Origin of the sequence: Pelatocladus sp. BLCC-F211, assembly GCF_041928655.1 — a bacterium.
Lineage (GTDB): Bacteria > Cyanobacteriota > Cyanobacteriia > Cyanobacteriales > Nostocaceae > Pelatocladus.
The window spans coordinates 1-13,255 of sequence record NZ_JBHFLM010000193.1 but is presented as its reverse complement, the minus strand read 5'-3'; the positions used below and the strand labels follow the sequence as shown (position 1 = coordinate 13,255).

At 42.6% G+C, this 13,255-nt stretch carries 10 protein-coding genes; 5 read left to right on the top strand and 5 right to left on the bottom strand.

Translation table 11 applies throughout. The features are described 5' to 3' along the window. Nucleotides 1-30: 30 nt before the first annotated feature. The 4 genes from tal (at nucleotide 31) to ACE1AT_RS22885 (ending at nucleotide 6,067) form a co-directional block, all read left to right on the top strand. Nucleotides 31-1,176 carry a transaldolase gene (gene tal / locus ACE1AT_RS22900; RefSeq protein WP_374872536.1) on the top strand — a complete coding sequence of 382 codons (1,146 nt, stop codon included), beginning with the start codon at nucleotides 31-33 and terminating at the stop codon, nucleotides 1,174-1,176. A 224-nt stretch (nucleotides 1,177-1,400) separates the two neighbouring features. Beyond that, nucleotides 1,401-2,930: a glucose-6-phosphate dehydrogenase gene (zwf, locus tag ACE1AT_RS22895; RefSeq protein WP_374872534.1), complete on the top strand. Its 1,530-nt coding sequence runs from the start codon at nucleotides 1,401-1,403 to the stop codon at nucleotides 2,928-2,930. A 257-nt stretch (nucleotides 2,931-3,187) separates the two neighbouring features. Continuing rightward, the gene (opcA, locus tag ACE1AT_RS22890; RefSeq protein ID WP_374872564.1) at nucleotides 3,188-4,555 is read left to right on the top strand and encodes a glucose-6-phosphate dehydrogenase assembly protein OpcA; all 1,368 of its coding nucleotides are present in this window, start codon (nucleotides 3,188-3,190) and stop codon (nucleotides 4,553-4,555) included. A 108-nt stretch (nucleotides 4,556-4,663) separates the two neighbouring features. After that, nucleotides 4,664-6,067 (top strand): cobyrinate a,c-diamide synthase, encoded by a 1,404-nt coding sequence (locus tag ACE1AT_RS22885; protein WP_374872532.1) that lies wholly within the window; start codon nucleotides 4,664-4,666, stop codon nucleotides 6,065-6,067. A 108-nt stretch (nucleotides 6,068-6,175) separates the two neighbouring features. Here the strand turns inward: ACE1AT_RS22885 and ACE1AT_RS22880 are convergent, their stop codons facing one another. The 5 genes from ACE1AT_RS22880 to ACE1AT_RS22860 all read right to left on the bottom strand — a co-directional run bounded on the left by ACE1AT_RS22880 (nucleotide 6,176) and on the right by ACE1AT_RS22860 (nucleotide 11,618). Beyond that, nucleotides 6,176-6,604: a Crp/Fnr family transcriptional regulator gene (locus ACE1AT_RS22880; protein WP_374872530.1), complete on the bottom strand. Its 429-nt coding sequence runs from the start codon at nucleotides 6,602-6,604 to the stop codon at nucleotides 6,176-6,178. A gap of 428 nt (nucleotides 6,605-7,032) precedes the next feature. Beyond that, nucleotides 7,033-7,977 (bottom strand): GDP-L-fucose synthase family protein, encoded by a 945-nt coding sequence (locus ACE1AT_RS22875; protein WP_374872528.1) that lies wholly within the window; start codon nucleotides 7,975-7,977, stop codon nucleotides 7,033-7,035. Between the two features lie 22 nt (nucleotides 7,978-7,999). Next, nucleotides 8,000-9,079 carry a GDP-mannose 4,6-dehydratase gene (gene gmd, locus ACE1AT_RS22870; protein WP_374872526.1) on the bottom strand — a complete coding sequence of 360 codons (1,080 nt, stop codon included), beginning with the start codon at nucleotides 9,077-9,079 and terminating at the stop codon, nucleotides 8,000-8,002. A 458-nt stretch (nucleotides 9,080-9,537) separates the two neighbouring features. Beyond that, entirely contained in the window at nucleotides 9,538-10,371 is an 834-nt protein-coding gene (locus tag ACE1AT_RS22865) for a sugar transferase (protein WP_374872562.1), read from the bottom strand. Nucleotides 10,372-10,478: 107 nt separating this feature from the next. Further along, nucleotides 10,479-11,618 (bottom strand): glycosyltransferase, encoded by a 1,140-nt coding sequence (locus ACE1AT_RS22860; RefSeq protein ID WP_374872524.1) that lies wholly within the window; start codon nucleotides 11,616-11,618, stop codon nucleotides 10,479-10,481. A 332-nt stretch (nucleotides 11,619-11,950) separates the two neighbouring features. Between ACE1AT_RS22860 and ACE1AT_RS22855 the strand changes: the two genes are divergently transcribed. Further along, a complete protein-coding gene (locus ACE1AT_RS22855; protein ID WP_374872522.1) occupies nucleotides 11,951-12,886 on the top strand; it encodes an NAD-dependent epimerase/dehydratase family protein in 936 nt (311 codons plus the stop codon). The last annotated feature ends 369 nt before the right edge of the window (nucleotides 12,887-13,255 follow it).

The following is a 13,255-nucleotide window of genomic DNA, read 5'->3' as shown; positions in this document are numbered from 1 at the left end:
AGCCAAGAGAAGAAGCAGGAGGGAAAAAATATGACGACAAATCATTTATTAGAGATCAAAAATTACGGTCAAAGTATCTGGATGGATAATTTGACCCGTGACATTATTAAGTCTGGTGAATTGAAAGATTTAGTGGAAAATAAAGGTATTTGTGGCATTACTTCTAATCCAACTATTTTTGAAAAAGCGATCGCTGGTAATGCTATTTATGACCAAGATATCGAAACTGGAATTAAAGCAGGATTGCCAACTTACAAAATTTATGAATCACTGGTATTTCAAGATATCCGTGATGCTTGTGATATTCTGCGCCCAGTTTACGAAGCCTCGAATAGGTTGGATGGTTATGTCAGCATAGAAGTACCACCAACAATTGCTCATGATACCGAAGCCACAATTTCTGAAGCTCGTCGTTACTTTCAAGAAATTGGCCGGGAAAACGTCATGATCAAAATTCCTGGCACAAAACCCGGTTTGCCAGCAGTTGAGCAGGTAATATCCGAAGGAATTAATGTCAATATCACGCTGCTGTTCTCCGTAGAAAGCTACATTAACACAGCTTGGGCTTATATTCGCGGCTTAGAGAAACGAGCAGCAGCAGGTAAAGATATCAGCAAAATTGCATCAGTAGCGAGCTTCTTCCTCAGCCGAATTGACAGCAACATTGACGGTAAAATTGATGCCAAACTAGCCAAAGGCGTTGACGATCTCAATGTTGAAGCAAAGCTAAAAGCAATTAAAGGAAAAGTAGCGATCGCTAATGCAAAGATTGCTTATCAGGAATATAAAAAGATTGTGCAAAGCGATCGTTGGCAAGCATTGGCGGCCAAAGGTGCAAAAGTGCAGCGCCTGCTGTGGGCTAGCACCAGCACCAAAGACCCCCAATACAGCGACGTCATGTATGTCGATGAGTTGATTGGTCAGGACACCGTAAATACCTTACCACCAGCAACCATCGAAGCTTGTGCTGACCACTGCGATGTCGCTAACCGGGTGGAAACAGACGTAGATGAGGCTTACAACCTGATCGAAAACCTCAAAGATCCAGACGTGAACATCGACATCAACACAGTGATGGACGAACTGCTTACAGAGGGAATCGACAAATTTGTCAAGCCCTTCCAATCCTTAATGGATTCTTTAGAAAACAAAGTCAAGCAGTTGTCGCCAGTATAAGAATTAAGGGACAAGGGAAGGGGGACAAGGGAGACAAGGGGGACAAGGGAGAATTATTTAACAAATCTCTTCCCCGATCCCCCAATCCCCGTTGCCCCTTCGCCCCTAATCCCCCTCAAGGGAGTGGGCCCCACCTGCCCCTTCGCCCCAAAGGGGACCCCTACCTTCCCCGATCCTCGATCCCTAATCCAACATCTCAAACCTAAAATTCAAAATTCATTCCTATGGTCAGTCTGCTAGAAAATCCTTTGCGGGTCGGTCTGCAACAGCAAGGGATGGCCGAACCCCAAATTATAGTCATCTTTGGTGCTTCTGGAGACCTTACTTGGCGCAAACTTGTGCCATCACTATATAAATTAAGACGCGAGAGACGCATTCCACCAGAGACAACTATTGTTGGCGTAGCACGTCGGGACTGGAGCCATGAATACTTCCGTGAACAAATGCGAAAAGGTATGGAAGAGGTTCATGGTGGTGTCGGTCCAGAGGAACTCTGGCAGGACTTTTCTCAAGGATTATTTTACTGCTCTGGTAATATTGATAAGCCCGAAGATTATCATAAACTCAAGACTTTTTTGCAGGAGTTAGACGAGAAACGGGGAACACGAGGAAACCGGATGTTCTACCTTTCTGTGGCTCCCAACTTCTTTGCAGAAGCAATTAAACAACTAGGAACCGGGGGAATGCTCGACGATCCCTACAAACATCGTCTAGTCATTGAAAAACCCTTTGGTCGAGATTTGGCTTCGGCTAAAAGTCTGAACTTAGTAGTGCAGAAATATTGTAAAGAACAGCAAGTCTACCGCATTGACCATTACTTAGGTAAAGATACAGTTCAAAATTTACTAGTATTTCGCTTTGCTAATGCTATTTTTGAGCCGTTATGGAATCGTCGCTTTGTTGATCACGTGCAGATTACCGTAGCTGAAACCGTCGGAGTAGAAGACCGGGCTGGCTACTATGAAAGCTCCGGCGCCCTGCGGGACATGTTGCAAAATCACTTGATGCAACTTTATTGCTTGACAGCAATGGAAGCTCCCAACGCGATGGATGCAGATAGTATCCGTACGGAAAAAGTAAAGGTACTACAAGCTACACGCTTGGCAGATATCAATAATTTAAATCTTTCGGCTGTGCGTGGGCAATACAGCGCAGGCTGGATGAAAGGTAAGCCTGTGCCTGGGTATAGAGAAGAACCAGGAGTCAACCCCAATTCGACAACACCTACTTACGTAGCGATGAAGTTTCTCGTTGACAACTGGCGCTGGCAAGGAGTTCCCTTTTACCTGCGTACTGGTAAGCGAATGCCAAAAAAAGTGAGCGAAATTTCTATCCACTTCCGCGAAGTTCCTTCTCGGATGTTTCAATCCGCAGCGCAACAGATGAATGCCAATATTTTAGCAATGCGGATTCAGCCGAATGAAGGTATTTCCCTGCGGTTTGAAGTCAAGATGCCTGGGGCAGATTTCCGGACTCGTTCGGTTGATATGGACTTTAGTTATGGTTCCTTTGGCATCACTGCAACTTCTGATGCCTACGATCGCCTATTTTTAGATTGTATGATGGGCGATCAAACATTGTTTACACGGGGAGACGAAGTAGAAGCTGCTTGGCAGGTTGTCACACCAGCCCTTTCTGTGTGGGATGCACCCGCAGATCCAACAACTATTCCCCACTATGAAGCCGGAACTTGGGAACCCGTGGAAGCGGAATTATTGATTAACCAAGATGGTCGCCGTTGGCGCAGACTCTAAAAATTTTAGATTTTAGATTTTAGATTGGAAGAGACTGGTTAAAAGTTATTTTTGACAATCAACAACCAACAACCAACAATCCAAAATCTAAAATCCTAATCCAAAATCCGTCTTGAAAAGCTTTGAGCGCCGGCTTCCGGCGCACCCTTCGGGTAGACACGGAGTGGCTACTTGCAGAAGTCGCTAACGCGCCTACCAAAGGTAGCCGCAAAGCGTCTACAAACTTTTCGCAAAATCCAAAATCCAAAATTATTCTTATGACTCCCCAAGCCCCTACTATTTTTTCACTACAGGCTCCCAAGGATGTTTCGCTAACAGATATCGAAGCGGAACTCAGCCAAATTTGGCAAAGTTACGGCATAGCTGGCGAAGATGGTACACTTCCAGCAGCGACAAGAGCAACCACATTTACTTTGGTGGTTTATGAGTCGGAAGAAACCCAACATTTACTCGCTGCTTTGGGATTTTACAATGGCCCAATTGATGGTATCCCTGGTCCGCAAACCCAAGCAGCACTGCGGGAATTACAGAAAAAGTACGGATTAACTGAAACTGGAACAGCTACAGAGGAAACTTTAACTCTGTTGCGGGAAGAAGTTGCCAAACGTTACAAGAGTGGAACAACAGAAAATGGGGCTGCATCCTATGGATTAGATGCCAAAAGTCCCAGAATTGCAGACGAAATTGCTCTGCGTAACCCCTGTCGGATTATTACTCTTTTACCAGTAGTTGGAGAAGACGAAGGCGTGAAAGCACAAGTCTCTGCCTACTGTCCCATTCAAAAAGGTGCATCCACTACTCTGGTGTGCTGTGAATACATCACCCTTACCGGAACCGCCGCCGCCCTAGAGCGGATTGGTGGTATGATACCAGAATTGACGATTGGCGGTTTACCTAAGTTTTTGTGGTGGAAAGCCACGCCAGACGCCAACAACGGTTTATTCAAACGCTTGGCAGCAGTATGCAATAACGTCATCGTAGATTCTTGCAACTTTAACAAGCCAGAAACAGATTTACTCAGCCTACAAGCATTAGTGGAAAGTGGTGTACCTGTGGCTGACTTGAACTGGCGTCGCCTCTCCGCATGGCAAGAATTGACAGCAGAAGCCTACGATCCACCCCAGCGTCGCGCCGCCTTAATTGAGATTGACAAAGTAAATATTGATTACGAAAAAGGTAACTCCACACAGGCGTTACTCTTTTTAGGTTGGTTGGCAAGTCGTTTGAATTGGCGTCCGGTTTCTTATCAAAAAGAAAGCGATGATTATGATATTACCCGCGTCAGCTTTAGCACCGATAACCAACGGCAAGTAGAAGCGGAATTAGCAGGAGTTCCTGTGGCTGATGTGGGCGAAGTTCAAGGTGACTTGATCGCTTTACGCTTAAGTTCTACCAATCGCCAAGCCAACTGCGGTACTGTAATCTGTACGGAAACTGGCGGTTGTATGCGGATGGAAACCCAAGGTGGCGCCCAATCTGCTGGATTATTCCAGCAGGTAACTTCACTTTCTGAACAGAAAGCCGAAGTTTTGTTGAGTCAACAGGTACAACGTTGGGGAAATGAAGCGCTGTTTGAAGAAAGCCTCGCAGTTATAGGACAAATACTTAAATTAGGGAATGGGTAATTCTATTTTGGATTTTGGATTACCCTACGGGAAGCCGCCCATAGGGCGTCTATGGATTTTGGATTGCGTATAAAATCTAAAATCTAAAATCTAAAATCTAAAATTGCTATGGCTTTAATTATTGCAGGAGAACGTAGCGGGGTGGGTAAGACAACAGTCACACTCACCCTGCTGGCGTCTTTATGTCGGCGATCGCACCAAGTACAATCTTTCAAAGTAGGGCCGGATTATATAGATCCGATGTTTCATCAGCATGTAACTGGACGTGCTTGTCGGAATTTAGACCCCATCTTATCTTCAGAAACGTACGTACAGCAGTGTTTTACTCGTCACAGTCAAGGAATAGATTATGCCCTAATTGAAGGCGTGATGGGGTTGTTTGATGGAGTAACCCCTCCCTTACTAAGGGGAGGGGGTGGGGTTAATGATTATGCCAGTACTGCTCATATAGCAAGACTGCTAGATTTACCTGTAGTATTAGTGATTGATTGCAGCCGCTTATCTGGTTCTGTGGCTGCGATCGCTCACGGTTATAATTCTTTTGATCCCAGAATTAAAATAGCCGGATTAATCTTAAATCGTGTGGGTAGCGATCGCCACTTACAATTGCTCAAAGATTCTCTTGCACCGCTAAAATTACCGATTCTGGGTGTACTGCGTCGCCAAGATAACATTACCATTCCTGATCGCCACCTCGGTTTAGTACCCACAGTTGAACTTCCCGAACTCAATGCTTTGATTGAGCGATTTGCTGATTTGGGTGACAATTGCTTTGATTGGAAGAGGTTGTTACCGTTGCTGAGAATAGACGCAGGGACGCGGGGATGTGGAGATGTTATTAACAACCTCTCCGCGTCTTCTTCTCCTCCCTCTCCCGTTAGGGTTGCTGTGGCACGCGATCGCGCTTTTAATTTTTACTACCAAGACAATCTCGACTTGTTACAACAACTAGGTGCAGAGTTGATTTTTTGGAGTCCTTTAGAAGATCCTCAGCTACCAGAAGGAGTCCAAGGTATGTATTTTGGTGGTGGGTTTCCAGAGGTATTTGCCCAGTCACTTGCGGAAAATACTGTTGCTCAAGCAGCAGTTAAGACAGCAATTCTCGCAGGAATGCCAACAATTGCCGAGTGTGGTGGGTTGATGTATTTGTGTGAGCAAGTTATCGATTTTGCTGGTAAATCTTGGTCGATGGTGGGAGTATTACCCACAACCGCAGTTATGAGTGGGCGTTTAACTTTGGGATATCGCCGCGCTGTTACCCAGCAAGATAGTTTGTTAGTAAATGCAGGAACAACAGTTTATGGACATGAGTTTCATCGTTCCTATTTAATGTCCAATTTTGAACAGCCACTATTTCAAACTTATCGCTTTGATAATGAAGAATTTACAGGGTGTGAAGGATGGGGATCTAATTCATCACATCTCAATCTTCACGCCTCTTATATTCATATGCATTGGGGTGCTTCCCTAGAAATTCCCCAGAGGTTTTTAAGACGATGTTTGGGTGAGTAGAATAGTTGTAGAAGTTACTTATCCGCGTTCTGCTGTGCAGCAAGCCGGACAACTTCTACGTCAACATTGAGTTGTTGAGCAATCTGTATTTTTTACTTAAAAAAGAATTTATATCGCATTTATTTTATCGTTCAGTTCTCGAATTCGTCGGGAGAGAATACCAATGATATTCACAGCGATTTCAGGAATTTCATCAATTGCCTCATAAAGTTGTTCTTGTGTCAATTTCAAGCATTCACAAGCTTCTAAAGTTGTGGCGGAAGCGGAACGTGGTTGAGCATCAAATACAGCCATTTCACCAAAGGATTCGCCTTTGGGAAAGATAGCAAGTTGTTGTTTACCAATATGAACTTTGACTTTACCGGAAACTACAATATAAAGCGATCGCCCTTCGTCTCCCTCATTAAAAATAGTGTAATTCCCTGGAAATGATAATTCATCCATGACAGAAGCCAAGCGAACGATAAAATCATCGCGTAGTTCTTTAAAAATAGGTACTCTGCGAACAAATAATAAACGTTCAACGGTAGATAGCATATTTTTAAGCTAAAATCATAGAGAATAGTGTTAATAAATGTTAATTTTGACACTACTTTGGATTGCGATCGCCAATGTAAAAATTCAGTTTTAATCCCTGAAAATCTTCTTGGGCTTCTATTTTGGTTAATACCCAAATTTTTTAATTTATATCATGTCCACTTGAAAATTGACGAGCAAAACGACGCGGAGATATTGAGACACGGTGACGCGGAGAATTTTTTAATAAGTAACTAGAATGACCAAAACTTCAAAGAAGTTTTGGTCAAAGTGTAATTACAGGTTACACAGGGCAAATTGCCCACCTGAAGTAAGTCGGCGCGAATAAACCGAACTATGTAAAGAAAAGTAAAACTTGCAAATTAGTTCTTAGTAAGCGCTTCAGCGCTTACTACAAACATTGAATTTTACGGTGACTTACTTACTTTTTAAGCAGCGTTTTGACGCCACCATTCAATCGTATTTTTCAACCCTTGCTTAAAGTCTACCTGGGCAGTAAAACCAAAGGCTTGTTTTGCCCTTTCGGTATCCAAGCAACGGCGGGGTTGACCGTTGGGTTTATCGGTTTCCCAAACAATTTCGCCGTCATACTCCATCAATTCACAAATTAGGTTAATCAAGTCACGGATGGAGATTTCATAACCAGTTCCCAAATTCACGGGTTCTGAGTCGTTATAAAATTGCGTTCCCATGACAATACCCCGCGCTGCATCTTCTGAATAGAGAAACTCGCGGGTAGGACTACCATCACCCCAAACAGGGATTTGCTTTTCTCCCTTTATTTGGGCTTCGTGAACTTTACGAATTAACGCTGGGATAACATGGGAACTTCTGGGGTCAAAATTATCTTCTGGGCCATATAAATTCACTGGCAAAAGATAAATCCCATTAAAGCCATATTGTTGACGGTAGGATTGCAATTGGACTAAAAGCGCTTTTTTCGCTATTCCGTAGGGGGCGTTAGTTTCCTCTGGATAACCATTCCATAGGTCATCTTCTTTGAATGGTACTGGGGTAAATTTGGGATAAGCACAAATAGTACCCACACAAACGAATTTTTCTACGCCAACTTCATAGGCAGCATGAATTAGCTGGGTTCCCATCATCAAATTGTCGTAAAATAATTCGGCAGGTTTTTCTCGGTTCAGACCAATACCGCCGACATGAGCTGCTAAGTGAATGACAATATCTTGTTGATCAACTGCACGCTGGCAGTTTTCCATCAGCCGTAAATCACAATCACGCGATCGCGGTAATGTAATTTTTTCTGGATTAGCTCCAGCTTTACATAACTGGTTAACTACCTGACGTCCCAGGAAACCAGTTCCTCCAGTCACAAGAATGCGTTTATCTTTGAGTTCCAAGGTGTTCATCTTTTGTTCTCGTGGATCTTGTTCACAGATGCAGCACCCCTACTTCCTGCCGAATCATGGCATTATCCAGAATTGCGTTTGCTAATTTCCCATTGGGAGAAGTCAAACCTAAAGCTTGTAAGTCTGCTTCCACCATTAAGGAAACTAGTTCCTCAAATGTTACTGAAGGTTTCCAGTTCAATTTTTGCTGGGCTTTTGTTGGATCACCAATCAACAAGTCTACTTCTGCTGGGCGGAGATAGCGTGGATCAAATTCCACATAATCTTGCCAATTGAGATTTACATAACCAAACGCCATTTCCAGAAACTCTTGTACCGTGTGGGTTTCACCAGTGGCAATCACATAGTCGTCAGGTTCGTCTTGCTGCAACATCATCCACATTGCTTTGACGTAATCTTTGGCATAACCCCAATCCCGCTTGGAATCTAGATTACCCATATATAGTTTTTTCTGTCTACCAGCAAAAATGCGGGCTACAGCCATTGTAATTTTACGTGTGACAAAGGTTTCACCTCGTCTCGGTGATTCGTGGTTAAACAGTATCCCATTACACGCAAATAAGCCGTAAGATTCTCGGTAGTTTACTGTTTGCCAGTGGGCATAAACCTTAGCACAGGCGTAGGGGCTGCGGGGATAAAAAGGCGTAGTTTCCTTTTGGGGTACTTCTTGTACCAAACCAAACATTTCTGAAGAACCAGCTTGGTAGAAGCGCACTTGAATACCTGTACGGTGTTGATAGTCGCGAATTGCTTCCAACAGACGCAGTGTTCCCATTCCCACTGCATCAACTGTGTATTCTGGTGCATCAAAGCTGACCCTTACATGGGATTGAGCGCCCAAATTGTAAATCTCTGTTGGTTGGACTTCTTCTAAGATGCGGCGCAGTGTAGTACCATCTGTCAGATCCCCGTAGTGAAGAAACAGCCGCACTCCTTCTTTGTGAGGGTCTTCGTAAATATGGTCGATGCGGTCTGTGTTAAAGGTGGAAGTCCGACGAATAATTCCATGAACCTCGTAACCTTGTTCAAGTAAAAATTCACTTAAGTAGGAACCATCTTGACCGGTAATACCAGTGATCAACGCTCGCTTTTGTTGCGTCATGCTCAATTATCCCTTGTCGTTTCTGATGATTATTTATACAAGCGACCTGGTACAACTTAGCAGGAATTTGCTCAATTGCCCAATGGGAAACCTACGAGTTTCCTTGCTTCTATGTTATTTCACCTCAGTAAATATGCCGATTTTAGATTATTTTCAGGAACTTTCCTAATTCAAACAAATAAATTTGTCGAAGCTGTCTATATTTTCTGCAATTTTTTACTGAAAGTTTATATATCCGTATAATTGTGAAGAAATTATAAAGTTGGAATCATTAGCAAAATAATTGATTAAAATTCCTCGCTCACAAGGAGGCGAGGAATTTGGTAATTAGTTTTCCCATTACTGATTACCAATGATCCTTGATGACGACGGGGCGACTTTCCTCTACACCGCGGATGTGGGTGTAGCATCCCCGTCGCTTTTGTTAATGACCCACGAAATCAAGGTGTGGTACTTTTTCAGTAAGCTCCGTTATCTTTTGGTATGATTACCACACGAATCGTTTTCAAAACAATCCATAGATCGAGCCAAAAATTCCGGAATTTCACATAATGCAGGTCTATTTGGACTCGCCGAGGATAGGGAATGTCATTACGACCAGAGACTTGCCATAATCCAGTTATGCCAGGTCGGATAGTTAAGATTTGGTCAATGTAATAACCGTATTTTGGTAATTCTTCCGCTACTAACGGTCGTGGACCAACAACGCTCATGTCTCCTTTGAGAACATTCCAAAATTGAGGAAATTCGTCCAAACTGGTAATTCGTAAAAATTTACCGATCATTGTAATTCGAGGGTCGTGTTTGAGTTTGAAAGTGCTTTCAAATTCTTGCCGCAACTCTGGCGATGTATCCATCATTTGCATGAGAATTTCGTCAGCGTTCGTCACCATGGTGCGGAATTTAATACAATTGAAAGGCTTGTAGTTTTTACCAACCCGTTCTTGGACATAAAAAATTGGGCCTTCTGAGCTTAAAGCAATTAGCAAGGCCAAAATTAAATAGACGGGAGAAAACAAGATTAGTACAGAAAGCGAAAAGACAATATCAAATAGTCGTTTAGTAAACTCTCCGTTGAGAGCCTGAAAGGACAGACCTCTAGGTTTAACTCTAGGCGTCTTTACTGGTTGACCGCGTTTTAAGAACGTACGCGATCGCCCGATCCACGTTAACCTGGCTTCGCCAGATGGTGATCGTCTTTCAGGCAAAGAGGGGCTGTCTGTGAAAGAACGCCCCGTCCCGGATGCGCTACGCGAGCGCTTGCCGGAGAGGAGTGAGCTCTGGGCAGTCATCATACTCCTTAATAATCCACACCACACATAGTCCCAATCTTAAAGCCAAATGCAGGTGCTTCTGGGAGCAATTTTCCAAAAGCTTCTGCAAAAACAATATCTCACATCTATTTGGATAATTTTTTTTCGATACACCTCTGTAAAAATTCTAGATAACGCTGGGCAAAGATTTGTGTTTGAAACTGTTCTGCGTGCGATCTGACATATTCTAGATTGAATTTACTGTAAGAGGCTTCTAAAGTTTCTGTCGCCCTAATTAGAGACGCTTCTTTTTGTTCCTCAAACAATATACCCGTTCCCTGATCTCCCCAAGTGCGGATATCCCGTACCGTTTCTTTTGCACCGCCAGCGTCGTAGGCAATCACTGGCGTACCACAAGCTTGTGCTTCTACTAAGGCAATGCCAAAATCTTCACAAGCTGCATATACAAAACCTTTAGCATAAGCCATATATTTTTTTACAACCTCATCAGGCTGCCAACCGAGAATTTGTATATTTGAGTTTGCTATTTGACGAATTTTTTTCATTTCTGGGCCTGTGCCAATTACTACTAATTTTTTTTGCATTTGGTTGAAAGCTCTGACAATTAGAGATACTTGTTTGTAACTAACTAATCGGGAAACAGTTAGATAAAAGTCTTCTTTGTCAGGTGAAAAAGCAAAATTTTCGATATTAACAGGCGGATAAATCACAGTTGATTTCCGTCGGTAGCAACGCCAAATTCGACGAGCTGTATGATGGGAATTAGCAACAAAATAATCAACACGATTAGCACTCGATACATCCCATATACGTAAATTATGTAATAAATATCGTGTTATCCAACCAGGTACACCTTTACCTAGTTTGCTTTGGTGCAGATAATCAAAAGTTAAGTCCCAAGCGTAGCGCATGGGACTATGGCAATAGCAAATATGTAGCTGTTCAGGGGAAGTGAGAACTCCTTTAGCAACAGCATGAGATGAAGAAAGAATGACATCATACCCACGCAAATCGAGTTGTTCAATTGCTAAGGGTAAAAAAGGTAGGTATTTTTGTACACCTTTATGAGCAAAGGGGAAGTATTGAAGAAACGTCGTGCCAATCTGACGTTTATATAAATAGCTGTCTGGATTGCGAGATTCAAAATCGATGAGGGCATATAAGTCCGCATCAATAGAGTTCAGAATTTCCCGCACAACTAGTTCTGAACCACCAGTGGCTTTAGGTGTCAGCCACTCATGCACCAAAGCATATTTCAAGGGCACAGCTAACTTTAATTAATAGGTAAAAAAAAGTACATGTGAATTGTGAGGTTAACTGAAAAGTTTCCCGTTGTCATTGAAAATGGGAAATGCCCCATATTCAATAAAAGACGTTATCTTCTCAAAATAGGTTCCACAAGCTGATAACCTCAAATTGGGGATTGGAGATTGGGGATCAGGGATCGGGGATTGGGGGTTGGGCATGAATCAGTTAACAGTTAACAGTGAGCAGTTTAATTTGATAACTGATAACTGATAAGTCTCCCTTGTCCCCCTTCCCCTATCCCTATTCCGCAATCTCTTTAAAAGGTAACTGACATAAAAATTGGGGATTTATGCGAATTCTAATCATGGGTGGTACTCGATTCATCGGTGTTTACCTCACACAACTGCTGGTGCAACAAGGACATGAAGTAGTGCTTTTTAATCGCGGTAATCGTCCAGCACCAGTTGAGGGTGTAGGACAAATTACAGGCGATCGCACTGACACCACCCTATTAAAAGAAAAACTTTCTCAAGAGAATTTTGATGTCATTTTTGACAATAACGGGCGGGAACTTACTGATACTCAACCACTTGCAGAAATTTTTCAAGGGCGTGTACAAAATTTTGTCTACATGAGTTCTGCTGGAGTATACCTCAAATCCGACCAAATGCCTCACATTGAAGGTGATACAGTCGATCCCAAAAGTCGCCACAAAGGTAAGCATGAAACCGAAGCTTACTTAATACAACAAGGAATTCCCTTTACTTCTATTCGTCCCACATATATTTATGGACCACAGAACTATAACGATTTAGAAGCTTGGTTTTTTGACAGAATTGTGCGCGATCGCCCAATTCCGATCCCCGGTAATGGTTTACATATCACCCAGCTAGGCCATGTCAAAGACTTAGCAACAGCAATGACCAAAGTTTTAGGTAATTCCCAAGCAATTAGACAAATTTACAATATTTCAGGCGATCGCTTTGTCACATTTGATGGTTTAGCCCGTGCTTGTGCTGTTGCGGTGGGAAAATCACCAGATGATCTTAAAATCATTCATTACGACCCGAAAAAGTTTGACTTTGGTAAGCGTAAAGCATTCCCCTTGCGAACACAGCACTTTTTCGCTTCAGTCAATAAAGCCATGACTCAACTAGATTGGACACCTGAGTATGATTTGATTTCTGGGTTAAAAGATTCCTTTGAGAATGATTATTTAGTGTCAGGGCGAAATCAAGCAGAAATTGATTTTTCTGTGGATGAAGAAATACTACTATCTATTTAGTCCAATTCAATTGGAAAAACTTAGTGTCTTTGTGTCTACCCTGCGGGAAGCCGCTGGCGCGTCTATGTGGTTCAATAACGCTCGATTTTTGACCACCAAGACAGCAAGACACTAATTCTACTTTCGACCAAAATCGGCGGGAATCTCACCCCATAATGAGGTATTCCACTTCAAAATAAGATTACTGTACTCGTTATTTTCTAACCACTTTAATGCTCTATCTGTTAGCTTATATCTTGCACCTCTGGGGATAAACCACTAATTAGGCAATAGGAGTGTAAAAAAGTGACTCCAGAAGTGAGAAAAGTTTTAAGTAGAAAAAAGAAGCTTATATAACTAAACAAGATGTGAAATTACGTAAATGACTAA

Excerpts from the sequence above, each read along its gene's own strand:
- tal (WP_374872536.1), top strand. The coding sequence starts at position 31 with ATGACGACAAATCATTTATTAGAGATCAAAAATTACGGTCAAAGTATC.
- zwf (WP_374872534.1), top strand. The coding sequence starts at position 1,401 with ATGGTCAGTCTGCTAGAAAATCCTTTGCGGGTCGGTCTGCAACAGCAA.
- opcA (WP_374872564.1), top strand. The coding sequence starts at position 3,188 with ATGACTCCCCAAGCCCCTACTATTTTTTCACTACAGGCTCCCAAGGAT.
- ACE1AT_RS22885 (WP_374872532.1), top strand. The coding sequence starts at position 4,664 with ATGGCTTTAATTATTGCAGGAGAACGTAGCGGGGTGGGTAAGACAACA.
- ACE1AT_RS22880 (WP_374872530.1), bottom strand. The coding sequence starts at position 6,604 with ATGCTATCTACCGTTGAACGTTTATTATTTGTTCGCAGAGTACCTATT.
- ACE1AT_RS22875 (WP_374872528.1), bottom strand. The coding sequence starts at position 7,977 with ATGAACACCTTGGAACTCAAAGATAAACGCATTCTTGTGACTGGAGGA.
- gmd (WP_374872526.1), bottom strand. The coding sequence starts at position 9,079 with ATGACGCAACAAAAGCGAGCGTTGATCACTGGTATTACCGGTCAAGAT.
- ACE1AT_RS22865 (WP_374872562.1), bottom strand. The coding sequence starts at position 10,371 with ATGACTGCCCAGAGCTCACTCCTCTCCGGCAAGCGCTCGCGTAGCGCA.
- ACE1AT_RS22855 (WP_374872522.1), top strand. The coding sequence starts at position 11,951 with ATGCGAATTCTAATCATGGGTGGTACTCGATTCATCGGTGTTTACCTC.